Source organism: Hyalangium gracile, assembly GCF_020103725.1.
In the GTDB taxonomy this organism is placed as follows: Bacteria; Myxococcota; Myxococcia; order Myxococcales; family Myxococcaceae; genus Hyalangium; species Hyalangium gracile.
On the sequence record NZ_JAHXBG010000006.1, the window covers coordinates 522560 to 548387 of the forward strand.

Annotated in this window: 24 protein-coding genes; 10 read left to right on the forward strand and 14 right to left on the reverse strand. The window is 67.9% G+C overall.

Annotation, left to right across the window (positions count from 1 at the left end):
- Positions 1–64: 64 nt before the first annotated feature.
- Complete coding sequence (locus tag KY572_RS15105; protein ID WP_224243340.1) at positions 65–1453, forward strand: sigma-54-dependent transcriptional regulator; 1389 nt, start codon at positions 65–67, stop codon at positions 1451–1453.
- A gap of 575 nt (positions 1454–2028) precedes the next feature.
- The gene (locus KY572_RS15110; protein WP_224243307.1) at positions 2029–2850 is read left to right on the forward strand and encodes a GNAT family N-acetyltransferase; all 822 of its coding nucleotides are present in this window, start codon (positions 2029–2031) and stop codon (positions 2848–2850) included.
- Between the two features lie 198 nt (positions 2851–3048).
- Here the strand turns inward: KY572_RS15110 and KY572_RS15115 are convergent, their stop codons facing one another.
- The 8 genes from KY572_RS15115 to KY572_RS15150 form a co-directional block, all read right to left on the reverse strand.
- A complete protein-coding gene (locus tag KY572_RS15115) occupies positions 3049–3789 on the reverse strand; it encodes a hypothetical protein (RefSeq protein ID WP_224243308.1) in 741 nt (246 codons plus the stop codon).
- A 177-nt stretch (positions 3790–3966) separates the two neighbouring features.
- On the reverse strand, positions 3967–5529 hold the full coding sequence (locus tag KY572_RS15120) for an NADH-quinone oxidoreductase subunit N (RefSeq protein ID WP_224243309.1): 1563 nt from the start codon (positions 5527–5529) through the stop codon (positions 3967–3969).
- Positions 5530–5544: 15 nt separating this feature from the next.
- Entirely contained in the window at positions 5545–7251 is a 1707-nt protein-coding gene (locus tag KY572_RS15125; RefSeq protein WP_224243310.1) for a complex I subunit 4 family protein, read from the reverse strand.
- The gene (gene nuoL / locus KY572_RS15130; RefSeq protein ID WP_224243311.1) at positions 7251–9455 is read right to left on the reverse strand and encodes an NADH-quinone oxidoreductase subunit L; all 2205 of its coding nucleotides are present in this window, start codon (positions 9453–9455) and stop codon (positions 7251–7253) included. Before nuoL ends, KY572_RS15125 begins: the two co-directional genes overlap by 1 nt.
- A gap of 30 nt (positions 9456–9485) precedes the next feature.
- Complete coding sequence (gene nuoK / locus KY572_RS15135; RefSeq protein WP_224243312.1) at positions 9486–9788, reverse strand: NADH-quinone oxidoreductase subunit NuoK; 303 nt, start codon at positions 9786–9788, stop codon at positions 9486–9488.
- Positions 9789–9791: 3 nt separating this feature from the next.
- Positions 9792–10298, reverse strand: a complete 507-nt coding sequence (locus tag KY572_RS15140; RefSeq protein ID WP_224243313.1) for an NADH-quinone oxidoreductase subunit J family protein — start codon at positions 10296–10298, stop codon at positions 9792–9794.
- Complete coding sequence (gene nuoF / locus KY572_RS15145) at positions 10295–11629, reverse strand: NADH-quinone oxidoreductase subunit NuoF (protein ID WP_224243314.1); 1335 nt, start codon at positions 11627–11629, stop codon at positions 10295–10297. The genes KY572_RS15140 and nuoF overlap by 4 nt, the downstream gene beginning before the upstream one ends.
- 29 nt (positions 11630–11658) lie before the next feature.
- Complete coding sequence (locus KY572_RS15150; RefSeq protein ID WP_224243315.1) at positions 11659–12147, reverse strand: NADH-quinone oxidoreductase subunit NuoE family protein; 489 nt, start codon at positions 12145–12147, stop codon at positions 11659–11661.
- A 336-nt stretch (positions 12148–12483) separates the two neighbouring features.
- Between KY572_RS15150 and KY572_RS15155 the strand changes: the two genes are divergently transcribed.
- From KY572_RS15155 to sitI6, 4 genes are all read left to right on the forward strand, one after another.
- A complete protein-coding gene (locus KY572_RS15155) occupies positions 12484–12936 on the forward strand; it encodes a response regulator (RefSeq protein ID WP_224243316.1) in 453 nt (150 codons plus the stop codon).
- Between the two features lie 92 nt (positions 12937–13028).
- The gene (locus KY572_RS15160) at positions 13029–14510 is read left to right on the forward strand and encodes a serine/threonine-protein kinase (protein ID WP_224243317.1); all 1482 of its coding nucleotides are present in this window, start codon (positions 13029–13031) and stop codon (positions 14508–14510) included.
- 195 nt (positions 14511–14705) lie between these two features.
- The gene (gene sitA6, locus KY572_RS15165; RefSeq protein ID WP_224243318.1) at positions 14706–15422 is read left to right on the forward strand and encodes a SitA6 family polymorphic toxin lipoprotein; all 717 of its coding nucleotides are present in this window, start codon (positions 14706–14708) and stop codon (positions 15420–15422) included.
- A gap of 6 nt (positions 15423–15428) precedes the next feature.
- A complete protein-coding gene (gene sitI6 / locus KY572_RS15170) occupies positions 15429–16154 on the forward strand; it encodes a SitI6 family double-CXXCG motif immunity protein (RefSeq protein ID WP_224243341.1) in 726 nt (241 codons plus the stop codon).
- A 27-nt stretch (positions 16155–16181) separates the two neighbouring features.
- Here the strand turns inward: sitI6 and KY572_RS15175 are convergent, their stop codons facing one another.
- Positions 16182–17024: a GspE/PulE/PilB domain-containing protein gene (locus KY572_RS15175; RefSeq protein ID WP_224243319.1), complete on the reverse strand. Its 843-nt coding sequence runs from the start codon at positions 17022–17024 to the stop codon at positions 16182–16184.
- Between the two features lie 32 nt (positions 17025–17056).
- On the opposite strand from KY572_RS15175, the gene KY572_RS15180 reads away from it, so the two are divergent.
- The 3 genes from KY572_RS15180 (at position 17057) to KY572_RS15190 (ending at position 18202) form a co-directional block, all read left to right on the forward strand.
- Entirely contained in the window at positions 17057–17407 is a 351-nt protein-coding gene (locus KY572_RS15180; protein WP_224243320.1) for a DUF309 domain-containing protein, read from the forward strand.
- Positions 17408–17410: 3 nt separating this feature from the next.
- Positions 17411–17605, forward strand: a complete 195-nt coding sequence (locus KY572_RS15185) for a CPXCG motif-containing cysteine-rich protein (RefSeq protein WP_224243321.1) — start codon at positions 17411–17413, stop codon at positions 17603–17605.
- A 147-nt stretch (positions 17606–17752) separates the two neighbouring features.
- Positions 17753–18202: an Hsp20/alpha crystallin family protein gene (locus tag KY572_RS15190; RefSeq protein WP_224243322.1), complete on the forward strand. Its 450-nt coding sequence runs from the start codon at positions 17753–17755 to the stop codon at positions 18200–18202.
- Between the two features lie 118 nt (positions 18203–18320).
- Here KY572_RS15190 and KY572_RS15195 read toward each other — a convergent pair whose 3' ends face one another.
- The 5 genes from KY572_RS15195 to KY572_RS15215 all read right to left on the reverse strand — a co-directional run bounded on the left by KY572_RS15195 (position 18321) and on the right by KY572_RS15215 (position 22370).
- Positions 18321–18950 carry a response regulator gene (locus tag KY572_RS15195; protein ID WP_044183720.1) on the reverse strand — a complete coding sequence of 210 codons (630 nt, stop codon included), beginning with the start codon at positions 18948–18950 and terminating at the stop codon, positions 18321–18323.
- Positions 18951–19010: 60 nt separating this feature from the next.
- Entirely contained in the window at positions 19011–19565 is a 555-nt protein-coding gene (locus KY572_RS15200) for a KdsC family phosphatase (protein ID WP_224243323.1), read from the reverse strand.
- A gap of 28 nt (positions 19566–19593) precedes the next feature.
- On the reverse strand, positions 19594–20418 hold the full coding sequence (kdsA, locus tag KY572_RS15205; RefSeq protein WP_224243324.1) for a 3-deoxy-8-phosphooctulonate synthase: 825 nt from the start codon (positions 20416–20418) through the stop codon (positions 19594–19596).
- Positions 20415–22061, reverse strand: a complete 1647-nt coding sequence (locus KY572_RS15210; protein WP_224243325.1) for a CTP synthase — start codon at positions 22059–22061, stop codon at positions 20415–20417. The genes kdsA and KY572_RS15210 overlap by 4 nt, the downstream gene beginning before the upstream one ends.
- A 75-nt stretch (positions 22062–22136) precedes the next feature.
- Complete coding sequence (locus tag KY572_RS15215) at positions 22137–22370, reverse strand: hypothetical protein (RefSeq protein WP_224243326.1); 234 nt, start codon at positions 22368–22370, stop codon at positions 22137–22139.
- A 516-nt stretch (positions 22371–22886) separates the two neighbouring features.
- Between KY572_RS15215 and KY572_RS15220 the strand changes: the two genes are divergently transcribed.
- Positions 22887–25828, forward strand: a 2942-nt coding sequence (locus tag KY572_RS15220) for a DUF5011 domain-containing protein (RefSeq protein WP_224243327.1), incomplete at its 3' end; no start/stop codon positions are given.

The window sequence follows — 25828 nt, forward strand, 5'->3', positions numbered from 1 at the left end:
CGCCAGCTCCTCCGCCAGCGCCCCCGCAAGCACCGCCACCGCCCACCGGGGCCGCGTCCTCGTCGTGGATGACCAGCGGAACATGCGCACCACCACGGCTCTGGTCCTGCGCACCGAGGGCTACACCGTCTCCGAGGCCGCCACTGGCCAGGAGGCGTTGGATCTGCTCACCAGCAACAGCGTGGACGTGCTGCTGACGGACCTGAAGATGGAGCCCATGGACGGGCTGACGCTGCTGCGCCGCGCCCTGGAGGTGGTGCCCCGGCTGCAGGTCATCGTCATGACGGCCTTCGGCTCCATCGACAGCGCCGTGGAGGCCATGCGGCTGGGCGCGTACGACTACATCACCAAGCCCTTCAAGGACGGGGTGCTGCGGCACCGGGTGGAGCTGGCGCTCGAGCGCGCCCGGCTGATGTCCCAGGTGGACCTGTTCGCCAACGAGTTCAACCAGCGCCACAACATGTCCGCGCTGGTGGGCAGCAGCCCGGCGATGCGCGAGCTGAAGAACCGCCTGCTGCGCGTGGCGCAGAGTGACGCCACCGTCCTCATCCAGGGCGAGAGCGGCACCGGCAAGGAGCTGGTGGCCCGCTCGCTGCACACCCACAGCCGGCGCAGCATCAAGCCCTTCGTGCCCGTCAACTGCGCCGCCATCTCCGAGAGCCTGCTGGAGAGCGAGCTGTTCGGCCACGCCAAGGGCGCCTTCACGGGCGCGGTGAAGGCCCGGCGCGGCCTCTTCGAGGAGGCCGATGGCGGCACGCTCTTCATCGACGAGGTGACGGAGACCAGCCCCGCCTTCCAGTCCAAGCTGCTGCGCGCGCTCCAGGACGGTGAGGTGCGCCGCGTGGGCGAGTCCACCGCGGTCCGCGTGGACGTACGCATCGTCGCCGCCACCAACCGGGACATCGAGCTGGAGGTGCGCGAGAAGCGCTTCCGGCAGGACCTGTACTACCGCCTCAACGTGGTGACGCTGCGGGTGCCGCCGCTGCGCGAGCGGCTCGAGGACGTGCACGATCTGGCCCGGCACTTCCTGGAGCGCGCCAACGCCCGCAACTCCCGGCCCCGGCGCCTGTCCGGCTCGGCCGTGGCGCACCTGATGGACTACACCTTCCCGGGCAACGTGCGCGAGCTGGAGAACCTGGTCGAGCAGGCCGCCGCGCTGGCCGAGGGCGACGAGTTGATGCCCGAGGACTTCCCGCTCCGGCCCCAGGCGCAGGTGGCCCAGGCCAGCGGGGACCTGGGGGCGGTGAGAGTGCCGGGCGCACCCGTGCCCACCCTGGCGGAGGTGGTGGACGAGGCGGAGAAGCGCGCCATCCTCCAGTCCCTGGAGCGCAACCAGAAGGACCTGGCCCGCGTAGCGGATGAGCTGGGCGTCTCCTCCACGACACTGTGGCGGAAGATGAAGCGCATCAAGCTGTTGGAGACAGGACCCGGGCCTGATCCTCAAGGGAAGTAGGAGACGGGCTCCCGGAGGGCTCAGTCTTTGAGACCGAGAGAGAGTTTCTCACGCTGAAGGAATGACATTGACTCCCAGTGGATGAAACAAGCACTGGGAATATCACTGGATTTTCAGCTTCGAAAATTCAGTGGGTGTCGCGAGGGCTGTGCAGGGCAGATGAACGCGCAAGCCCCTGGAATCACGGGGCTTGGGCCGCTGCCGGGCCTGCTCTCCTACATGAGCCGGATTTCAGATTTGAAATCATGGAAGCGATTTCAGATCTGCAACGGTGATTGCAGGCCTGCAATGACGAACTTGAAATCAACAGGCCCCGGGAATGTTGGGTGTTGCTTCAAGTGCCTGAGAAAACTGGAGATCCTCTCGGCACGAGGGCTGGCACGAGGACTGCTAAGACACTCCTCGGGACGCATCGAAGCGAGGCTGAAGGTGGTTCCCCCCCACCCCTTCAGCACTTCCGGTGAGTCACCTTTAGAAGACCCGCGGCCCGATACCCTTCTGGGGTGTCGGGCCGCCTTCTTTTATACGTACCCCCCGCCCAGGCGGATGCTTCGCGAGCGGAGGAGGTCCCCGGCATGGCAGAGGTCGCACCCGAGCCGCTGTCCCTGAGGGCTGCCCGGCCCGAGGACTACGTCACCTTCGCGCGCCTGTTCCCGGAGCTCGGAGTGAGGGAGCCTCCACCTCCTTCCCAGGTGTGGGCCGCGGAGCTGGTGCCGCTCACGTCGATCCTGGAGGGGCCCCAGGGCCCGCTGGCGTACGTGGTGGCGGACGTGCTGGGAGCGCTGGGCTACGTGGTCCAGCTCGTGGTGGCTCCGGAGGCCCGGCGGCAGGGGCTGGGCCGGCGGGTGATGGAAGCGCTGGTGGAGCGCTTTCGGGAGCAGGGCTGCCAGCGCTGCGTGCTGAACGTGAAGAAGGACAACACGGCGGCGCTGGCGCTCTACGCGTCGCTGGGGATGAGGCCGGTGCGAGAGGGCATCACGCTCACGGTCTCCCGGGCCCAGCTGGAGGCGCTGCCAGCCGCCCCCGAGGGCCTGGAGGTGGTGCCGGTGGTGGAGTCGGAGTGGGAGCCGCTGACGGCGGCCTTCCGGATGATGCCGGGCAAGCTCGAGCGCTTCGCGCGGCGTGAGTCCCACCGGTTGCTGCGCCTGGAACGGACGGGCGAGCCCGAGCCGATGCGCCTGGGGATGATGGACCTGCGCGTCGGCGGGGTGCTCTTCCCGTTCTTCGCGGCCACGCCAGGCCATGCGCGGGCGCTGCTGGAGGAGGCCTTCCGGCGACACGAGGCCGAGGTGCTCCACGTGGCGGTGACGGACAACGCGCCGCTGGCGGAGCTGCTGCGGCGGGCCGGGGCGCCGGTGGAGCTGGAGACCTGGGAGCTGCAGGGGCCGCTGCGGTAGCCGGGCAGGTCCAAGGAAGCTCTTGCACCCTGGAGGGAGGTGCCCTGTGCGCGGACTCGTCGCCAACTGGTATGACAAGCAGACCAGTTCGCACAGGCCGCGCCCGGCAGGGCGGTGCACCGGAGACGGGTGCGGAGTCGGGCCCTGGTCCCGTTTCCAGGTTGCGCGCCTTCTGACGGGAGTCGTGAGACGACGAGGTCAGTGCAGCGTCCGCCCCTCCTGGCTCTGCCGGTAGGTGGGGATTCGCAGCGCGTGGACGAAGCCCGCGGGGGTGATGCCCCGCCCGTTGCGGTAGGGCCAGAAGCGCAGCGTCACCGGATCCAGGGTCACCTGCTCCACCAGGCGCAGCTCGGCGAGCGGGTGCCAGCGGCCGGTCCCTTCGCCTCGCCGGGGCATCACCTCGAAGGTGAAGCGGGCCTGGCCGGCCTGGAGCGCTGCCTCGAGCCGCTCCACGCGGGTGTGGCCCGGCGCATCCGCGTGGCTGGAGACGACGCGAAGCTTCGCCCGGCCGAGCCCGGCCACCTGGAAGGGGGACACGGCGTAGTAGTCGTTCTCCAGCCAGTCGTGGGTGTCCGTGGAGAGCGGCGCCAGCCCCAGCGTCCACGGCGAGCGCACAGTGGCGAAGAGCAGGTCCTGATCTCCGGGCGAGGGCAGCTCGGTGACGGTCGGCTCCGAGCGCAGGCGCACCGCGAGGCCGAGGATGTCCGGCCACTCGCGCTGCCCGCGCCACAGCGCGCTGGACAGGCGCACGAGCGCGGGGCCCGCGAGGCGCGCGGCCACGGGTAGCAGGCTGTCGCGCCCCGTCACCGCCTTCACCTCACCGCGGTAGGTGATGCCGTCGGGGTGGAAGAGGCGCGCGTGCCGCAGCGTCGCGCCCATGCGCACGACAGGTCCCCATAGCGCGCCGACGGCGCGGCCCAGCTCCTCCGGAAACGACATGCGGAAACGCTCCTCCCGGGCCAAAGGTGGATCATGGGTCCGGCGGGGAGAAGCGGCGGGGTGGACGCGCCCGCCCGCCTGCCTGCCCGTGGGGCGCAGAGGGTGGTTGAAAACACGACGCCCGCCCGAGCGGAGCGCTGGGGCGGGCGAGGTGACCGCGAGGCGTGGCGCGAGAGGCTACTGGCCGCCGAAGAGGCTGCCGGCCTGGGTGAGCCACTCGGTGATGGAGCCGGGGAGGATGCCCAGCACCACCACGGCGGCGGTGGAGAGCACCAGGGTGAGCTCGGTGGCCCAGTTGCGCTCCAGGGGGTGGGCACCCTCGGGCACCGGCCGCATGAACATGTAAACGACGACGCGCAGGTAGTAGTAGACGCCGGCGGCGCTGGAGAGCACGCCGACGATGGCCAGGCCGATGAGGCCGGTGTCCACCGCGCTGCGGAAGATGAGCAGCTTGCCCATGAAGCCGATGGTGGGAGGAATCCCGCCGAGCGACAGCATGAAGGCGGCCATCGCGAAGGCCCAGCCCGGCCGGCGCTGCGCCAGCCCGCTGAAGCGGTCCAGGTCCCACGCGGTGCCCTTGTCCTCGTCCTCGCGGCGCTCCAGCGCGGAGACGAGCGCGAAGGCGCCCACCGCCGTCACCGTGTAGGCCAGCAGGTAGAAGAGGATGCCGCGCAGCGCGTCCGCCCGAGCCAGGTCCAGCGGGGTGCCCTCGCCCAAGGCGGTGGCGCCCAGCAGGCGGAACTGCTCGCCGGGCTGGGTGACGAAGAGGGCGGCCACGCCCACCAGCAGGTAGCCGGCGTGAGCGATGGAGGAGTACGCCAGCATGCGCTTGACGTTGCGCTGCGGAATCGCCAGCAGGTTGCCGACGATCATCGTCAGGAAGGCGAGCGTGGAGAAGATGACCAGCGGCACCTGGGGATCCATGCCCTTGGCCACCGAGAGGAACACGCGCACCAGCGAGGCGAAGGCGGCGGCCTTCACGCCAGCGCTCATGAGCGCGGTGACGGGGGTGGGAGCGCCCTCGTACACGTCCGGCGTCCACATGTGGAAGGGCACCGCGGCCACCTTGAAGGCGAAGCCGGCGGCCACCAGGACGATGCCGCAGTAGACGAGCTCCTTGTGGGTGGCCAGGCCCTGGCCGATGTTCTGGCTCAGCACGGACAGCTGCGTGGTGCCGGTGGCGCCGTAGAGCAGCGCCGCGCCGTACAGCAGCACCGCCGAGGAGAAGGCGCCCAGGATGAAGTACTTGAAGCCCGCCTCGCTGGGCCGGGTGCCGCGCCGCAGGTACGAGGTGAGCGCGTAGGTGCCGATGGAGAGCACCTCAATGTTGACGAAGATGGTGATGAGCTCGTTGGAGATGGCCAGCAGGCTCATGCCGGCCGAGGCGAACAGCATCAGCGCGTAGAACTCACCGCGCTCGGCGCCGCGCTTGTGCAGGAAGGACGTGGCGCTCAGCGCGGCCAGGGCCAGGCCCACGCAGATGGTGAGGGACAGGAAGCTGGAGAACGGATCCAGCACCGCGTACCCGAGGAACACCAGCTGCGCGGGCTTGAACATCAGCCACACGGAGACGATGGCGCCCACCACGGCGGTGCCGGCGGTGAGCACCGCCTGGTAGGCCCGCGACGAGGTGGCGGAGAGGAAGACCTCCGAGAGCAGCAGCACGCACGCTCCCAGCACCATGATGATGGCGGGCAGCAGCGGGAGGAAGTCTGCCGAGGTGATGTTGGGCAGGTTCATGGCGGAAGGGGCCTCTTACTGCCGGGGCGAGGGGAGGGCGGCCGCCGGGACGACGGCGAGCGCGCTGGAGGGAGCAGAGGGAGCCGCGGCCGTCTCGGTGGGCAGCGACATGACCTCGATGGGGAGCTGGGACGCGTCCGGGGTGGCGCCCGGGGTGCCCACGCTGGCGCGGGCGATGAAGCGGTTGGTGGACGGCTCGATGCGGTCCAGGAAGGGCTGCGGCTGCAGGCCCATCACCAGCACCAGCGCCAGGAAGGGCGCCACGGTGGCGAACTCGCGCAGGTTCATGTCCGGCAGGAACTGGTTCTCGCGGTGGGTGAGGCTGCCGAAGAACACCTTCTGCACCATCCACAGCATGTACGCGGCGCCGAGAATGACGCCCAGCGCGGCCAGCACGCCGAAGATGGTGCCCAGGTTGCTCTTGAACGTGCCCAGCAGCACCAGGAACTCACCGACGAAGCCGTTGGTGCCCGGCACCGCCACCGAGGAGAAGGTGATGATGAGGAACGAGGCCGTGTACACCGGCATCACCTTGGCGATGCCGCCGAAGTCCGCCATGAGGCGGGTGTGGCGCCGCTCGTAGAGGAAGCCGAACAGGAGGAACAGCGCGCCCGTGGACACGCCGTGGTTGAGCATCTGGTAGGCGCTGCCCGTGGCGCCCTCGGCGGTGAGCGCCAGCATGCCCAGCATGCAGTAGCCCAGGTGGCTCACGGAGGAGTAGGCGATGAGCTTCTTGATGTCCCGCTGCGCCAGGCACATCAGCGCTCCGTAGACGATGCCCACCACCGACAGCGTCGCCAGCAGCGGCCGCGCCTGCTGGGTGGCCACCGGGAAGAGCGGGATGGCGAAGCGCCAGAAGCCGAAGGTGCCCATCTTCAGCATCACGCCGGCCAGAATCATGGAGCCGGCCACCGGCGCCTGCACGTGCGCGTCCGGCAGCCACGTGTGCACCGGCCACATGGGCACCTTGATGGCGAAGGCCAGCGCGAAGGCGGCGAACATCACCGGGCCCCAGGTGTGCAGCGTCCGAGCCAGCCCCGTGACGGTGTCACACGTGCCCGCGGCGGTGCACCGGGCCAGCTCCTGGTTGGCGCCCAGCAGCGCGTTGTAGATGGAGGCGTAGTCGAACGAGCGCGAGCCGGCCGGGCCGCTGAGGAAGTACAGCGCGACGATGGCCACCAGCATCAGCAGCGAGCCGAAGAGGGTGTAGAGGAAGAACTTCACCGCCGCCATCTGGCGATCCTCGGCGCCCCACACGCCCACCAGCAGGTACATGGGGATGAGCATCGCCTCGAAGAAGACGTAGAAGAGCAGCACGTCCAGCGACACCAGCGCGCCCAGCATCGTCGTCTGGAGCACCAGCAGCGCCAGGTGGAACTCCTTGATGCGGTGGCTGATGTACGTGGTGGAGGCCATCACCACCAGCGGGCCCAGGAAGACGGTGAGCAGCAGCAGGCTGGCGGCGATGCCGTCCATGCCGATGTGGTAGCTCAGCCCGAACTCGGTGAACCACGGCACGCGGTACTCGAGCTGGAACTCGGGGCCGCCCGGCACGTACTTCACGTACGCCCAGACCCCGAACACCAGGTCCACCAGCATGCCCAGCAGGGTGACGGTGCGGATCTGCCCCGACTCGCCCGCGGGCAGCAGCAGCACCAGCGCCGCGAAGACGAGCGGCAGGAAGATGACGATGTTCAGCAGGTGCGTATCGAAGAAGCCCATTAGAACACCTTGAGGATTGCGTAGATCACGCCGCCCAGCAGCGCCAGCGCCATCACCGCGGCGTAGGCCTGCGCATCACCGGTCTGCACGTAGCGCAGCGCGCTGCCCACGCGCGCCGTCACCCAGGCCGTGCCGCGCACCACCACCGTGTCGATGATGAGCGCGTCCACCACGCGGTAGAACACGAAGCTGATGAACTTCACCGGGCGGATGATGACGAAGTCGTACAGCTCATCCACGTAGAACTTGTTGAGGGCCACCTGGCGCACCGCGCGCGCCCAGCCCGGAGCCGGCTGGCCCGCCCGCGCGGGGAAGAAGCTCAGGTACAGGAAGGCCGCCAGCGAGCCGCCAATCACCACGACGATCCACGCCACCCCGTAGTTGGCGAGCGTGGGGCGGCTGGTGTCCAGCTCCACCGTGCCCGCCGCCCCGGCGATGCGCGAGGAGGCCTGGAACACGGGGCTGAGGAAGTTCTCCATCAGCGCCTGCGGCGAGTTGCGCAAGAGCGGGAAGGCGTACACCGCGGACACCACGCTGAGCACCGCGAGGACGACCAGCGGCAGCGTCATCTGCCAGGCGCTCTCGTGGGCGTGCGCCACGCGCGCCTCGGCCGAGCGGCGGCCCTCGAACGTCAGCAGGTACAGGCGCGTCATGTAGAAGGCCGTGCACACCGCGATGAGCAGGCCCACCGGGTAGAGCACGCCGCTCACCCACTCCAGCCCGTGCAGGTGGTTGTGGTGCACGCCGTGGAAGATGGCGTCCTTCGAGAAGAAGCCCGACAGCGGGAAGATGCCGGTGATGGCCAGCGTGGCGATGAGGAACGTGATCCACGTCCACGGCATCTCCTTGCGCAGCCCGCCCAGCTTCTTGATGTCCGTCTCGTCCCCATTGCCGTGCATCACGCTGCCGGCGCCCAGGAAGAGGCAGGCCTTGAAGAAGGCGTGGGTGACCAGGTGGAACACGGCCGCCCAGAAGATGCCCATGCCCACGCCCATGAACATGATGCCCAGCTGGGACACCGTGGAGTAGGCGAGCACCTTCTTGATGTCGTCCTGCGCGAAGGCGATGAGCGCGGCCAGCAGCGAGGTGGCCGCTCCCACGATGGCGATCGTCGCCATGGCGGTGGGGCTCATCACCACCAGGAAGCTCATGCGGCTGAACAGGTAGACGCCCGCGGTGACCATCGTCGCCGCGTGGATGAGGGCGGAGACCGGCGTCGGGCCGGCCATGGCGTCCGGCAGCCACACGTACAGGGGCAGCTGCGCGCTCTTGCCCGCCGCGCCCAGCAGGAACAGCAGCAGGGCCACCGTCAGCATGCCGCCGTAGGTGCGCCCCTCCAGCGGGCCGGAGCTGATGGGCGTGTCCAGCTTCACCACGCCGTTGGCGTCCGGCAGCGAGCGCGCCATCGTCTCCAGGCCGTGGAAGGTGAGCGGACCGCGCTGTTCCAGGCCGGCGGTGTACCGCGGGATGGAGCTGCCCACCGGCTGCAGGTCCGCGTCATTGGCCTGCTTCACGAAGGCCCCCACCATCAGCACGATGAGGAACGAGCCGATGAGGAAGGCGAAGTCGCCGATGCGGTTGGTGATGAACGCCTTGCGGCCCGCCCACGCCTTGGCCGCGTCCGTGTACCAGAAGCCGATGAGCAGGTAGCTGGCCATGCCCACCCCTTCCCAGCCCACGAAGAGCAGGACGAGGTTGTCGCCCATCACCAGCGTCAGCATCATCGCGACGAACAGGTTGAGGTACGCGAAGTAGCGCCAGTACCCGTCGTCGTGCTCCATGTAGCTGGTGGAGTACAGGTGGATGAGGAAGCCCACGCCGGTGATGACCAGCAGCAGCGTGCCGGACAGGTGGTCCACCAGCAGGCCGAAGTTCACCCGGAAGTCACCCGCGCTGAACCACGTGCCCAGGTCATTCCACAGCACGTAGCGCGACTGAGCGCCGCCGAAGGTGTTCTGGATGATGGCCAGCGGGGCGTTGCTGGCGTCCGTGGCGCTGGTGGCCCAGAAGGCCATCACCGACAGCACGAAGGAGCCCGCCACGGCGGCGCAGGCCACCAGGTGCACGTTGGCGCGGCCCAGCATCCGGCCGAACACGCCGCAGACGAACGCGCCCAGCAGCGGCAGCGCGATGATCATCCACAGCGACTGGGAGATGACTTCGGGGGCGATGGGCGCGGTCTTGAAGAGGGCTTGGAGGTCCATGCGGAGGCTCTGGAAGGGCGGGGGACCGCGTCAGTGCTTCATCGTCTTGATGTCTTCGATGTTGACGCTGCCTCGGCTGCGGAACACGGCGATGACGATGGCCAGGCCGATGGAGGCCTCGGCCGCCGCCACGGCGATGACGAAGAAGGCCGACACGTGGCCGATGGTGTCACCGCGCATGCGCGCGAAGGCGAGGAACGTGAGGTTCGCCGCGTTGAGCATCAGCTCCACGCACATGAACACCACCAGGGCGTTGCGGCGCACCAGCACGCCGAACATGCCCAGGCAGAAGAGCGCGGCGGCGAGGAACAGGTAGTAGGAGATGGGAACCATGGCTCAGATCCTCGACTTGGCGACGACCACGGCGCCCACCATCGCGACCAGCAGCAGCAGGCTCACCGCCTCGAAGGGCAGGAGCCACGTGGTGAAGATGGACTCGCCAATCGCCCGCAGCGTGCCGAAGGTCTGCTGCTGAGCCAGGCTCAGGCTCTGCACCCGGTTGGGCACCCGGGCGATGGCCAGCGCCAGCACCACGAAGAGCCCGATGGCCGCCCCGCCCCCGAGGATGCGCGAGAACGTCAGCCGCGGCCCGGCGGCTTCCTCTCCCAGGTTGAGCAGCATGATGACGAAGAGGAAGAGCACCATGATGGCGCCCGCGTACACGAGCACCTGGAGCGCCGCCACCGTGTGCGCCCACAGCAGCACGTAGATGCCGGCCAGGAAGAAGAACGTGGACACCAGCGCCATGGCCGAGCTGATGGGGCTCTTGGCGAAGATGACCAGCGAGGCCGACAGCAGCGTCAGCACCGCGAAGGCTCCGAAGAGGACCTGTTCGATGTTCAAGACCAGTCTCCGAACGCACCCCAGGGCTTGTCGCCGAACGGGCAGCGCTTCTCGTGGATGTGCGCCTCGAACTCGGCGCGGTACCGCATCAGGAAGGAGTGCGTGGGCAGCGCCGCCGCGTCACCCAGCGCGCAGATGGTGTTGCCCAGGCCGATCGGCGGGTACGGCGCGATGGACGAGGCCACGTTGCTGAGCAGCTCCAAATCCGACGGCTCGCCGCGGCCCTCTTCGATCTTGCGCAGCAGCCGCGTCTGCCACGGGGTGCCCTCGCGGCACGGGGTGCACTGGCCGCAGGACTCCTCGGCGTAGAAGCGCGCCACGCGCCACAGGCAGCGCACCATGCAGGAGCTGTCGTCCATGACGATGACGCCGCCGGAGCCGGCCATCGTCTGCTTCACCTTGAGGGCCTCGAACTCGAGCGCCACGTCCAGCTCGTCCGCGCCCAGCACCGGCGCCGAGGAGCCGCCGGGGATGACGGCCTTCACCTTGCGGCCGGCCGGCATGCCCCGCCCGTACTTGTCGTCGAAGATGAGCTGGGTGATGGTGGTGCCCATGTCCACCTCGTAGACGCCGGGCCGGTTCACCGTGCCGGACAGGCAGACGAGGCGGGTGCCGCCGGACTTGTCGGTGCCCAGCTTGGCGTACCAGTCCGAGCCCCGAGAGAAGACGTGCGGCACGCTGGCCAGCGTCTCCACGTTGTTCACCACCGTGGGGCTGCCGAACAGGCCCACCACGGCGGGGAAGGGCGGCTTGAGCCGGGGCCAGCCCTTCTTGCCCTCCAGGCTCTCGAGCAGCGCCGTCTCCTCGCCGCAGATGTACGCGCCCGCGCCGCGCACCACGTAGCAGTCGAGCTGGAAGTCCTTGCCCAGCACCGTCTTGCCGAAGATGCCGGCCTTGTACGCCTCGTCGATGGCGGCCTGCGTGCGCTCGGCGGGGAACTTGAACTCACCGCGGATGTACACGTAGCAGGTGTGCACGCCCAGCGCGTAGGACGCGATGGCGATGCCCTCGAGCATCATGTGCGGATCCAGCTCGAGGATGTACCGGTCCTTGAAGGTGCCCGGCTCGGACTCGTCCGCGTTGACGGCCAGGTACTTGGGCTTGGGGCTGTCCTTGGGGACGAAGCTCCACTTCAGGCCGGTGGGGAAGCCCGCGCCGCCGCGCCCGCGCAGGTTGGACTTCTTCACCTCGTCGATGATGGCGGCGGGCTGCATCTCCAGCGCCTTCTTCAGCGCCTCGTAGCCCCCGCGCTTGCGGTAGTGGTCCAGCGTCCAGGACTTCGGCTGCCCCCAGGCGCCGGAGATGATCGGTTCAAAGGCCGTTGTCGCCATGTGCGGTCAGTTCCTTGAAAGGAGGCCGATCAGGTGAGCTTCGCCAACAACTCGTCCAGCTTCGCCTTCGTCAGGCTCTCGTGATGCTCTTCATTGACCTGCAGGCAGGGGGCGGTGCCGCACGAGGCCAGGCACTCGGTCTCCCGCAGGGTGAACTTCTCGTTGGACTCGCCTGCCGTCAGCCCGAGCCTGTCTTCCAGGTAGGCGAGCATCTTCTCCGCGCCCCACAGGGCACAGGAGAGGTTGGTGCAGACGTCGATGACGTACTTACCCGGCTTCTTCAGGTGGTACATCACGTAGAAGCTGGCCACCTCGTAGGCTCGCTCGGGCGTCACCTCGAGATGCTTGGCGACGAGCCGCATGCCCTCGGGAGGCAGCCAGCCCTTGAGATCCTGGAGCAGCCGCAGCGCGGGCAGCATCCCGGCGCTCTTCCGATCGGGCGGGTAGTGGGAGAGGATTTCCGCGATCCCCGCGTCGAACTTCTTCTGCTCTTCAGGGGTGAACAGGGGCTCCGCCATGGCGGGCGCTTCGTATTGCCCAGATGGCTGCGTTGTCAACATAAACCCTCGAAGTTCCTCGACGCGCCCATCAGCGAATTGCCGAGGGAATTCAAGCCCTTGTTATGGGCCCGCACGCACGGCCGGTCCGGGTGCCGCGATCAGCGGGGGGCGGCGCACGTGCCCCGGGCGAGCGTTCGGCGTCTGGACGAAGCGGTTTGGCACTTTCTTTTCCGAGGCTCCCGGATCCGGTAGAAGTCGGAGAGTTCAGCGTCCGGCCGAGGCCGGCGGGCCGGAGACTCGGGGGGATGGGCCCGCGCGACAGGCCGAGCAGGACCGACGAATTAGGGTGACCTCTTGAGTGCGGCGGGACCTCACAGCGACGGGCAGCTCCCGGCGGGAATCAATCCCGAGGGCTACCGTGTGCTCATCGTCGAGGACAACCCGCACATCATCGAGATGTACGCCTACGTCCTGAAGAAGCTGGCGAGCGGGGAGCTGGCGGGCAAGGTGCCTCTGGAAGTCCACTTCGCGCCGGACGGGCACCACGCGCTGGCCCTGCTGCACGAGCAGCGCTTCAGCCTGGTGATGACGGACCTGTACATGCCGGTGATGGACGGCTTCGCCCTGGTGGAGCGCATCCGCGAGGAGGAGAAGCTGCGCACCATCCCCATCATCGCCATCTCGGCGGGGGGCAAGGAGGCGCAGGACCGGGCCATGCAACTGGGGGTGGACATCTTCCTGCGCAAGCCGGTGCGCTTCGTCGAGGTGCTGGAGACGGTGAAGCAGCTCCTGCGCATCGGGAAGTAGGCCCCCGGACACAGAGTGGACCTGGGGGGGCATTTCATTCCATTGGAAATTTGACGGCGGGGCGCGGAGCCGACGTAAAGTCGCCGGCACCCATGCTCAAGCCCGCCGTCAACCGCGAGACCGTGAGTGGCGAGGCGCTGTTCATCCTTCGGAACCTGAGGGAGAACGGGCGCCTGGGACGCTCGAACAAGCTGGCCGATGTGAAGGCCGCGCTCGAGCCGTCCGTGTCACTGGAGTTCGACAGCTATTTCTTCTTCCTGCGGAAGTTCCACTACATCGCGATGGATCGCGAGGCGCAGCTCAAGCTCACCGATCAGGGCGAGCGCGTCGTGGACGGGGACTTCCTGGACAAGTTCACCCTGGAGGTGGGCGAGTTCTTCGCCGATCAGATTCTGGGCGAGGACGAGGCCACGCAGGCGGGCAGCCTGGAAGAGCTGGGGATGATGCCGCCGCCTCCGCCGGAGCTGATGCTGGAGGAGTCGGACGTGGCGCGCTCGTCGGCGCCGCCGCCCATTCCGCTGCCGGCGGCGCGGGCCTCGCGCACGGCGCTGCCCACGGTGGAGCCTGTGATTCCGCCGATGCCGTCGGTGGCGCCGGTGAGCGCGCCTCCGGTGGCGGCTCCCGTGTCCACTCCGCTTCCTTCCATCACCTCTCCGATTGCGCCTGCCTCCATGCCCCCTCCCTCCACTCCGTCCGCCGCGCCGGTCGCCGCCCCGAAGGGGACCGAGCTGGATCTGCGCTACCAGAAGTTCGATCCCATCGGCAGCGGGCCGCTCGGCACGGTGTTCAAGGGGCGGTTCAACGCGCTGGGGTTGGACATCTGCATCAAGGAGCTGAAGGACATCTTCGGCTACTTCTCCTTCCTGCAGCGGGGCGAGGTGCTCAAGCGGCTGAAGAAGGAGCTGTGCGCGCAGGCGCAGGTGCGTCACCCGGCGATCGCGCAGATCGTCGATCAGAACGTGGACACGCCGCGGCCGTACTTCGTGGTGGAGCTGCTGCGCGGCAGCCTGAAGGAGAAGCTGGAGGCGGGTGGAGGCAAGGGCGTGCCGGTGCCGGTGGCGCTGCGGTGCTTCCTGCAGCTGGCGTACGGCCTGCGGGCGGCGCACGCGGCGGGGCTCACGCACCACAACCTGAAGCCGGAGAACATCCTGTTCGACGGGTACGGGAACGCGAAGCTGGCGGACTTCGGCCTGGGGCGCGTCATTGAAGTGGATGCGACCAAGGGCATGCCGCAGGTGTTCATGGGCACGGGCGGCATGGCGTACATGGCTCCGGAGCTCATCCACCGCGCGAAGGACTCGGGGCCGGCGGCGGACGTGTACGGCCTGGGCATCCTGCTCTACGAGATGCTGACCGGGCAGATCCCGGGTCGCCGCTCGCCGCTGCCTTCCGAGGTGAACGCGGATGCTCCGGGCGGGCTGGACGCCATCTTCGACAAGATGACGCAGGACAAGAAGGAGCAGCGCTACCCGGACATCGACGCGATGCTCGAGGACGTCTACAAGGCCTTCCCGGAGAAGGAGTACCTGGAAAAGGGCGACCTGGTCCTCTCGTCCGAGGCGAATCAGGGCTGAGGCCCAAGAGTCGTTCGGCCAGCCAGCGTCGCGAGGGCCCGGGCTTGCTGGGCCGCGATGCTGGCGGCCGGTGGTTCCACGAACCGGGTTGAGCGTGGAACTGGAGTTGGAGAGGAGGCGCGGCTCGCCGGCGAAAGCCAGGCTCGAGCGGCGCGGCGGTCTGGAGCGGGTGGAGCCGTACTACGCTCGGGCCTCATGAGCGGACTTCGTGGGCGCTGGCTGTGGCTGCTGGTGGCCAGCGTGCTGGCTGCGTGCGCAACGACGCAGCTTCCAGTGAGCGAGAGCGCGGACGATGACGACGCGGGAGAGGTCGTCTCGTTCGAAGAGGCATGCGCGGAAGACAGCAGCCTGCTGGTGCTGTGCGACGGGCGGCAGTGCGGGGTGTACCGGTGCCGGGAAGTGGTGGAGCACGTGGGAGCAGGGCGGGTGGTGCTCACCCGGGGCGGCGCGGTGGTGCGGCCCGGTTCTTCAGCAGGAGCGCAGCGCTACTGGGGAAGCGCGCAGCAACTGCCGGGGGACTCTCGGCCGGTGTTCACCATCCCGTGGGGACCGAAGCCGCCGCTGCTGCCCAGTCAGCAGCACGAGCTGGAGGAGGCGGCGAAGGAGCGGAGCAAGCCGCACGAGCGGCACCACATCTTCTCTCGAGCGTTCAGGGAGTGGTTCACTGAGAGAGGCATCAACATTGATGAGTACGTGATGCCGCTGGAAGTGGAGAAGCACCGAAGCATCCACAGAGGTGAGAAGGGAGGCCCGTGGAATGCGGCGTGGGATAAGTGGATCCGCAAGAACAGAGGTGCTCAGAAGGAGGAGATCTTCCGGTATGCGGGACAGCTCATCTACGAGTTCGAACTGTTCGGACCCGTGGTGCCGTATTGGAGGAAGCCGCCACAGCCGTGGCCACCGGGTTATTGAGGAATGATGAGGTTCTTCCTGTTGGATGACGTGCCTCATCCTCGCTACTCGGGCTACTACACTTATGGGCACAGGTGGGGGTTGCCCGGAGTGCATTGCCCGGGATGCAATGCTACCTGGGCTATCACTGGGGACGCGTATCCCTCGGTCGACCTGTCGCATCTGCCCGCCCAGGAGCAGAAGAGGTACCTTCCACGCGTGGAAGAGGACTATGCGGAGTTCGAGCGGCTGCGCGAACAGCTGCGCCCCCTGGTCCCTGCTGGAGTTCATCTCTGGCCAGGGACCAGGTTTGGCCCCTTGAATGGCTCCGCTCAGGGCGAATTCGGCCCCCTGGCCCTGGTCCACGCCTGGGAACTGCTGATGAAGCCCGAGCCATTGGAGCGCTTGGTGGCAGAAGGGCTCAGAGGCCTGAAGGGGTGTCGAACGGAACTGCGATTCCGCAAGAAGAGCCCGCCTGTGCTGCTGGAAATGGAGTTGCTACCGCGAGGGGAACTCCACCCGGACTGCCTGCCGGAACGCCCGCCGCCCTGCCCGAAATGTGAACGCGATGGTTTCAAGTGGCCCGAGGAGCCGGTCCTGGATGGGGCCACGCTGCCGCAGGATCTGGATCTGTTCCGGCTGGCGGGCTTCGAGACGATGATCATCGGCACCGAGCGCTTCGTGGAAGCGGTGCGGCGCCTGGGCTACGAGCAGGACATCTCCTTCCGCGAGCTGCCCGTGCGCGGGACGTAGCGCCCCACGCACCGCAGTTGCCTCGGCTCAGGAGCGCATCCGGGACGCCAGCTCCTTCTGCGACAGGGCGCCCTTCTCCAGCAGCAGCTCCAGCAGCGCGCGGAGGATCTTCGAGCTCTTCTCCTGGTTCACCCGCACCGTGTCCAGCCGCTGCATCTCCTCCGCGGTGAGGCCCGCCGGAGCCGAACCTCCCGACAGGATTTCATCGAGCAGATCCGCGGCGCTCGAACCGCCTCCCGGGGCAGCGGCAGCGGCAGCGGCGTTCGCGGCGGCCTGCGAAGGGGCCACGTCGGCCATCCGCTTCACCACCGTGTTGCCGCTCATGTCGACGACCTTGAACTCGTCCTCATCCCCGGCGGAGGCGGACGAGGTGGGGGCGTCCTGCCGCTGGGACTCGCCGGTGTACCGCGAGCTCATCGCCGGCTCCTGGCCGCGATAGTGGCGCAGGATGGCGGTCTCGATCTCCCGGTCGCTCGCCACCACCACCTGGACACGCGTGCGGCTGCGGGCCGCTACCTGATCCACCGTGTTCAGATCGGTCGGATCCGACATGGCGAGCACCAGCGTCTTGCCGTTGTCCTTGAGGGCTACCGGGAAGACACCCTTCTGCTCGGCCAGGCTGACGTCCACCTTGGCCAGCGCTCCCGCATCCCGGGTGATGTTGCCCAGGTGGATGCGCTGCGTGCCCGTGCCCTGGGCGATGGCGCTGATGACGACCTCTTCCTTGGCGATGCCCATGTCCGTGATGACGCGGGACAGGCGGCCTCCCCATTGGTCGTGGCGGGCGAGCGCGCTGCGAAGCTGCAGCTCGTCGATGACGCGGGCCTTGACGAGGAGTTCCCCAATACGGTTGCGCGGTGGTGCGGCCATGGGCCCAGTGTAACGTCAGGAGCGGGCGAACGATGAATTCTGGCTTCAATGAATGCCTGGCCGAGGGGTTGGCCCTCTTCAACGCCGGCTCCTGGTTCCGGGCCCACGAAGTCTGGGAGGACGCCTGGCGCCACCAGTTCGGGGACCGCCGCCACCTGCTCCAGGGCCTCATCCTGGTGGCCGCGGGCTGGCTCAAGCGCGAGGAGGGCCGGCCCCAGGGCGCTCGGACGCTCTTCGGCCGGGCGCTCGAGCACCTGGAGCCCCTGCCTGCCTCCTTCGAGGGTGTCGACGTGGGAGCGCTGGTTCCTCAGGTACGCCACTGGCACCAAGGAGGCGCCAGCGGGCCCCCCCAGGTGTCCTTTCGCCCCACAGAGGAGCAGTGAGCCATGCAGCCCTTCGCCGATGGAACCGTCCAGTCCTGCCCCTACTGCGGCGAGGAGGTGGAAGTCGAAGTGGACGCCCTGGGGCCCTCCTCGGAGACGTACGTGGAAGACTGCCCGGTGTGCTGCCGACCGTGGACCGTGTCCGTCTCCCGAGAGGAGCAGGAAGTCTTCATCCACCTCGGCCGGGATGACGACTGAAGCCTCGCCTTGACATGTCCCGAAGCATGGTTCTCTTGAGTCTAGGCAAGGCGCTGCTCCCCGACGGGACGGGGACGGCGCCAGAACAACAAACGACCAGGTTGATGAGCCGTCCGCTGTTCACAGCGGAACGGAGAGGAGAAGACCATGCTGAACCGTTGGAATGCGTTCCCCTTTGGCAATGGCGCGGTGGTGGCGGGCCCTCTCATGAAGGACTTCGACCAGCTCTTCCAGGAGCTGTCGGGCCAGGCGGTGCGCCAGGGCCGTGAGTTCGCTCCGGCCACCGACATCTACGAGACCGAGAGCGGCGTCACCCTGCAGGTGGACCTGCCGGGCCACGACGCGAAGTCCATCGAGGTGAAGGTGGACAAGGGCGTGCTGACCCTGCGCTCCGAGCGCAAGGCGGACGACAAGGCCAAGGAGAACGCGCGCAGGCTGGAGCGCGGCTTCGGCGTGTACACCCGCTCCTTCAAGCTGCCGGACACGGTGGACGCCAACAACGTGGAGGCGCGCTACGAGAACGGCGTCCTCACGCTGACGCTCCCCCGCAAGGAGGAGTCCAGGCCCCGCGTCATCGAAGTGAAGGTGCAGGGCTGAGCGCAGACACGCAGCCAGGGGTGAGGGGCGGTTGACGCGACACACTCACCCCGACCCTCTCCATTGCGGAGAGGGAAGGAACCACCGAGGGGCTTCGCCGAAGGGCGGAGCCCCTCGTCTACTTCTTGGTGCCGAGCGCCAGCGGGATGCGGAACAGCTCCAGCACCTGCTGCACGTCCAGCGGCTTGGCCAGGCACGCGATGGCGCCGGCCTGCTTGGACTGCTCGACCACCTCGGGCGAGTGGTTCGACGTCATGGTGATGAGCCGCACGCTCTCCATCTGCTTGCGAGCGCGGATGCGGCGGCACACCTCGAGACCGTCGATGTCCGGCATGTTCAAGTCGATGAGCATGCCGTGGGGCTTCTGCTCGGACACCAGCAGGAGCGCCTCCACACCGCTGCTGGTGGACTGCAGCTCCACCTGCGCCGCGTAGGGCTTGAAGGCACGCTTGATGGCATCGAGCACGGGACGCTCGTCATCCACCACCAGCAGCTTCACCGTCCCGCTGCCCAGCTCATCCGGCACCGGCATCTGGTGGGTGATGAGGAAGGCCCGCAGGTCCGCCGAGCGGACGCGCCGGTGGCCACCTGGCGTGCGGAACGCCATCAGGATGCCCCGGTCGATCCACTTGCTCACCGTCGATGGATCCACCTGCAGCAGTCGACTGATGTCGTGGGTGGTGTACAGCTGGTCCGTCGTGCCCGACGGCAACAATTCTTCCTTTGGCTGACCCGAACCGGTGCTCATGGAATTAAACACCTACCTTGAAACCGAGGTGACTTCAACCCAACCCGACTGCTTTTTGTATCAAGACCTTTTCATCAAACCTACCACGTCTTCCCACCGACCACTGGCCTTCAGGCACAACTCGACCAGCTCCCGAGCGGCGCCACGACCTCCGGGGCTCTGGGCCACGAAGTGCGCCTCCTGTCGGACCTCCGGCACGGCATCGGCTGGACAGGCCGACAATCCTACCCGTGACATAGGACCCAGGTCGTTCAGGTCGTCCCCCATATAAGCACAGGACTCAGCGGGTATGGAGAACTGGGTGAGCAGTTCGTCCAGAGCAGGCCCTTTTTCCTTCTTTCCCTGGAGGATAGCGGCCAGTCCCAGCTCCCGCCCACGGACCTCGACGATGGACGAGGTGCGGGCCGTGAGGATGGCCGCCGGCAAGCCCGACAGGCGGGCCATCACCAGGGCGTGGCCGTCCTTCACGTCGAAGCGCTTCAGCGCCTCGCCGTCCTTGCCGTAGTAGAGGCCGCCATCGGTGAGGACGCCGTCCACGTCGAAGACGAGCAGCCGCACCCGGGCCGCTCGGGCGACGAGCTCCTGCTTGCTCGGCTTGGGAAGCGTCTCCGTCATGGCCGCTTCGCGCCCCCTCCCTCAACGCTCATACCGCCGGCTCGTGCCCCAGCACCCTGCGGATGGACAGCACACTTCGTACCACGTCTTCGAACATCTGGGGGTTCAGTGAGCAGGGACCGTCACACAGGGCACGGTCCGGGTCCTCGTGGACCTCGGTAAAGAGCGCGTCGATGCCCGCGGCGGCGGCGGAGCGGGCCAGGAGCGACACGAACTTGCGCTCGCCGGCCGTCTCCCCGTTGCCGGCGGAGGGCAGCTGGACCGAGTGCGTCGCATCGAAGCAGACGGTGAGCCCGGCCTCGCGCATCTGGAGGAAGCCGCGCATGTCCACCACGAGGTTGTTGTAGCCGAAGGTGGCGCCGCGCTCGGTGACGAGGACGTTGGGGTTGCCCACCTCCATGGCCTTGCGCGCCGAGTGGACGATGTCCTTGGGCGCCACGAACTGGCCCTTCTTGAGGTTGACGCCCCGGCCGCTCTTCGCCACGGCCTCCACCAGGTCCGTCTGCCGGCAGAGGAAGGCGGGAATCTGGATGATGTCCACCACCTCGGCGGCGGGGCCGACGTGGCTCGTCTCGTGGACGTCGGTGAGGACGGGCACGCCCACCTCCTCACGGATGCGCCGCAGCACGCGCAGGCCCTCCTTGAGGCCGGGGCCGCGGAAGGACTTGCCGCTGGTGCGGTTGGCCTTGTCGTAGGAGCACTTGAAGGCGTAGGGCACGCCCAGCTTCTGCGTAATCCCCTTGAGCAGGTGCGCGTGGCGCAGCGCCAGCTCCTCGGACTCGATGACGTCCGGCCCTGCGATGACGAACAGCTTCTGGCCTGGGCCGACCTGGTGGCCCGCGAGGGTGATCATGATGCCGCCTGTACCGGAGTGGCTTCGCGGGTGGAGTCACGCTGCGTGAGCGCCGCCTTGATGAAGCCGGAGAAGAGGGGGTGGGGAGCGAACGGCTTGCTCTTGAACTCGGGGTGGGACTGGCAGCCGATGAAGAACGGGTGGTCCTTCAGCTCGATCATCTCCACCAGGTTCAGGTCCGGGTTGTGGCCGGAGATGATGAGCCCGGCCTCCTGGAGCCGGCCGCGGTAGGTGTTGTTCACCTCGTAGCGGTGGCGGTGGCGCTCCTGGACGGTGTCCTGGGCGTAGAGCCTGTGCGAGAGCGTGCCGGGCTGGAGCGCGCAGGCGTAGCTGCCCAGGCGCATGGTGCCGCCCTTGTCCTGCACCTTCACCTGGCTCTCCATGAGCGTCACCACCGGGTGAGGGGTGTGCTCGTTGAACTCCAGCGAGTTGGCGTCCTTGAGCCCCAGCACGCTGCGGCTGAACTCCACCACCGCCATCTGCAGGCCCAGGCAGATGCCGAAGAAGGGGATCTTCTTCTCGCGCGCGTAGCGCACGGCGGCGATCTTCCCCTCGGTGCCGCGCACGCCGAAGCCGCCGGGCACCAGGATGGCGTCCACTCCGGCCAGCAGCTTGTCGGCGCCCTGCTCCTCCACCTCCTGCGAGTCCACGAAGAGCAGGTTCACCCGCACGTCGTTGGCGATGCCGCCGTGGAGCAGCGCCTCGTTGAGGCTCTTGTAGCTCTCCTTGAGGTCCACGTACTTGCCGACGATGCCGACCTTCACCTCGCCGCGCGCGGGCTGGTAGATGCGGCGGGTGATGTTCTCCCAGCGCTCCAGGTGGGGCGCGCGGCTCCAGATGTTCAGCACCTCGGCCAGCCGCTCGTCCAGGCCCTGGCGGTGCAGCTCCAGCGGCAGCTCGTACACGCTCTTCACGTCCGGCGAGGTGAACACGTTGCCCGTGTCCACGTTGCAGAACATGGCGATCTTGTCCTTGAGCTCGCGGGAGATTTCACGGTCCGTGCGGCACAGGAGGAAGTCGGGCTGGATGCCGATCTCCCGCAGCTTCATCACCGAGTGCTGGGTGGGCTTGGTCTTCACCTCGCCGGCCGCGCCGATGTAGGGCAGCAGCGTCAGGTGGACATAGACGGCGTTCTGGCTGCCCACGTCGTAGCGCATCTGCCGGATGGCCTCGAGGAAGGGCAGCGACTCGATGTCACCCACCGTGCCGCCCACCTCGACGATGACGACGTCCACGTCCTGGGCGGCCTGGCGGATGCTGGCCTTGATCTCGTCGGTGATGTGGGGAATCACCTGGACCGTCTTGCCCAGGTACTCGCCGCGCCGCTCCTTCATGATGACGGAGTAGTAGATGCGGCCGGAGGTGAAGTTGTTGGTCCGGCTCATCCGAGCGTTGGTGAACCGCTCGTAGTGGCCGAGGTCCATGTCGGTCTCGCCACCGTCCTCGGTGACGTAGACCTCGCCGTGCTGGAAGGGGCTCATCGTGCCGGGATCCACGTTGATGTACGGATCCAGCTTGATGAGGGTGATGTTCAGGCCCCGGTTTTCCAGCAGGGCGCCGATGGACGCGGAGGCGAGCCCCTTGCCCAGGGAGCTGACCACACCTCCGGTCACGAAGATGTACTTGGTCTTCTTGGAGCGCATGTCCCTTCCTGCCAAGGAGGTTGGGATGCGTCAACGATTCTGTGGAGGAAGGCCACCGGCCAGGCGGCCAGCGGTTCAGTGGCCGTCCGGGCCTCGGGGCCGGGCGTGCGCGTAGTCCCGGGCTTCCGGTTCTCCGACGCGGAGCTCCTTCAGCGGACAGTGCCGACAGCTCCAGCCGTCCCAGCCGCGCTTCACGGCCAGGTGGAGGCAGCGGTCATAGTGGCCGCAGAAGAGGTTTCGCTGGGCCTCCACGGCCTCCTCTTCACGAAGGGCGGAGGGCAGGGGAGTGGGGCAAGGTGTAATGGACACGGCAGGGCTTCTCCAGAGACGTCGGACAGGCATCCCCCCTCGGGGCCTGCCAACAGGTTGGTGGAGAGCGCATTCCCGAAGAAACGTCGGAGGGAGGGCAGTAAAAAGGCCCGCTCTCCCCGTGCGCCCCTTTCGGGTACGACGCGCTCGGGATGAGCAGGCCCTCACTGCTGGCTCCACATCCGCTGGGTGGCGTTAGCGCGCCATGCCAGCGGAGGTGGATGCCTGACTGTTGTCGGTCAAGGCATCACCTCCTTTCGTCTGCGGCACCAGTATTAATCGGGCGGGTGGTGCGTGCGCTAGTGCTTGATGTGGGCAAGGTCGGGTGGCGATGGGCCCGGCTGCTCCTCGAGCGGCCCGGCGCTGGAGGGTGGGCTGAGGCGTACCGCTGGAGGTGTATCGCTGGGCCTCTGCCGTCCTGGGCACCCTGCGTTCACACAGGGCGCCCGCGACAGTGCGACGGCCGGCTTCGTCGGCCTGCTGGGGCGCTCCGTCCTCTGAGGAGGGGGGCGCCACATGAAGCTCGAGAGCGTTGGGTCGCTGTTGCTGGTGGCCTGGGCTGCCAGCTCCTGCGATGGGGAGCGGAGTGCGCCACGGTCCACGTCGGTCCCGGCGACCGTGCGCACGGTGCGCCAGGAGGTTCGGAGCACCAACAAGGTGCTGATCCTGGGCAGCAGCGTCAACGGGGGGATCAACAGCCGCGAGGCGCAGGCGGTGAGGGACAATTCCACGGCCTCCATCGACGTGGTGACGCCGGCGCAGTGGAGCGCGATGACGGCCGAGCAGTTCATGTCCTACAAGGCCATCATCATCGGAGACGCGGCGTGCCAGAGCGGCACGGCGGCGTTCCAGGCGGCCATCGACAACCGCGACATCTGGGGCGCCATCGTCGATGGTGACGTGGCGATCATCGCCGCGGCCCCGACCAGCGCCAACGCGCCGCAGCTGGTGGAGAACGGCGTCCGCTACGTGCTCAACTCCGCGCAGTACTTGACGGGCATGTACATCGCGCTGGGCTGCGCCTACCAGGATGCCCCGCCCAATACGCACGTGACCCTGCTCGAGCCGTTCGGTGAGTTCAAGGTGCAGGGCATGGAGGTGTGCGCCGAGTGGCAGCACACGTTCGAGATGCAGGGCGACCTGATGTCCCGCGACACCTATGACGGCTCCTTCGTGGGCGAGGATGGGTGCGCGACGCGGACGGTGTTCACCGCCTACCCGGACCGTACCTTCGCGTTCGCGGCCATTGCGACGAGCTACAACGATCCTCCCACGCCCATTCCTGGTGCGAGGCAGTTCATCGACTACACCATCGATCCGGGCTTCGAGACGAACTACGTGGGTACGCCGTACGTCCTCGTGCGCGGTGCCATGGCTGTCGGCGCCGGGTGCGGTGGTCCTGAGGTACCTGCGGATGAGGAGTGCGATCTGGGCGATAGCGGCAACGGCCAGCCCAACACCGGCAACCAGAACCCCGCGTCGACCTGCTCATGGTCGTGCAAGCACGACTGGTGCGGCGACGGCAAGGTGGATGCGGACTTCGGAGAGGAGTGCGACAACGGCCGGACGAACGGTCGTTCGGGCGATACCAGCGGCTCTATTGGCGCGTGCACCTCGTTCTGCAAGATCCCCAACCTCCCCGTCGACCATCCGCCGACCGCGATCTGTCGGGATGTGACGGTACAGGCGACGAACACCTGTGGCGTGGCCGCCGACATCAACAACGGCTCCAACGACGTGGACGGCGATCTGGTGGGCTGCACGCAGAGCCCGGCCGGCCCGTACAACATTGGCACTACGCAGGCGTGGCTGACGTGCACGGACTCGAAAGGCAACACGGCCACTTCTTCTCCATGCACGGTGACGGTGACGGACAAGGTGCCGCCGACGGTGGCCCTCATTGGCGAGGCCAACCAGTCGGTGGAGTGCGTCAAGAGCGGCACGTACACGGACCCCGGCGCGACGGCGAGCGATCTGTGCGAGGGACCGCTGCCCCAGAGCAGTATCACGAAGAGCGGCACGGTGACCGTGGGGACGATTGGCACCTACACGCTGTCCTACTTCGCCACGGATGCCTCCGGGAACCAGTCCGCGACCGTGACGCGCAGGGTCACCGTGGCCGACACGCTGGCGCCGGTCATCACGCGCCTCGGCCTGGAGATGGTGACGCAGGAGTGTGGTGCGCCCTACAGCGACCAGGGCGCCACGGCCATGGACCAGTGCGAGGGTTCCATCACCCCCAAGATCGTGAGGACCGGCACCGTGAACTCCGCAGTACCGGCTGACTACATCATTCGCTACAACGTGACGGACGCGTCCGGTCACGCTGCGGTCGAGCAGACGCGTACTGTGTATGTGCGCGACACGGTGAAGCCGACCGTGAACCTTGTGGCTCCGACGAGCCAGACGATCGAGTGCGGCGGCACCTTCACGGATCCGGGCGCCACGGCGACGGACGCCTGTTCCGGCCCGCTGACGGCGGTGGTCAACTCTACCAACCTCAACCTGAACGCGCCGGGCAACTACACCATCAACTACAGGGCGACGGACCCAGCGGGCAACATGGGCGTCTCGACCAACCGCACGGTGACGGTGGCCGATACGCTGGCACCGACGCTGGCGCTGGTGGGCCCGGCCGCGATGCCGCTGGAGTGCGCCACGGCCTTCAACGACCCGGGCGCCACGGCCAACGACCAATGCTACGGCAACCTGACCAGCGCCATCGTGAAGACCGGCACGGTGAACAACATGGCGCTGGGCCCCTACACGCTGCGCTACAACGTGAAGGACCCCAGGAACAACGCCGCCCCCGAGGTGACGCGCACCGTCACGGTGGGCGACACCCGCGCGCCGAACATCACCGTCACGGGCTCGCTGAGCCAGCAAGTGGAGTGCGGCGGCGCGTACGCGGATCCGGGCGCCACGGCCAATGACGCGTGCGCCGGTGCGGTGCCTGTCACCGTCCACGGGCCGGCCAACGCCAACGCGCCAGGCAACTACACCGTGTCCTACAGCGCGAAGGACCCGTCCGGCAACGAGGCCACCTCGGCCTCCACGCGCTCGGTGACGGTGAGCGACACGCTGCCGCCGACGCTGATGCTGCTGGGCTCGTCTCCCTCGACGCTCGAGTGCGGCTCGCCGTACACCGACCCGGGTGCCTCGGCCAGCGACCAGTGCGCCGGCAACCTGACGGCGCAGATTTCGAAGAGCGGCTCGGTGAACTCGCGGCAGCCGGGGCCCTACTCGCTGCGCTACACGGTCAGCGACGGCAACGGCCACAGCGTCACGGCGGATCGCCAGGTGACGGTGCGGGACACCCTGGCCCCGACGGTGTCCCTCAACGGCCCGATGACGGTGCCGCTGGAGTGCGGTGCCACCTATACGGACCCGGGCGCGACGGCGAACGACGCGTGCGCCGGGGCGCTGCCGGCGGTGGCCACCACCACGGCCAACCCGAA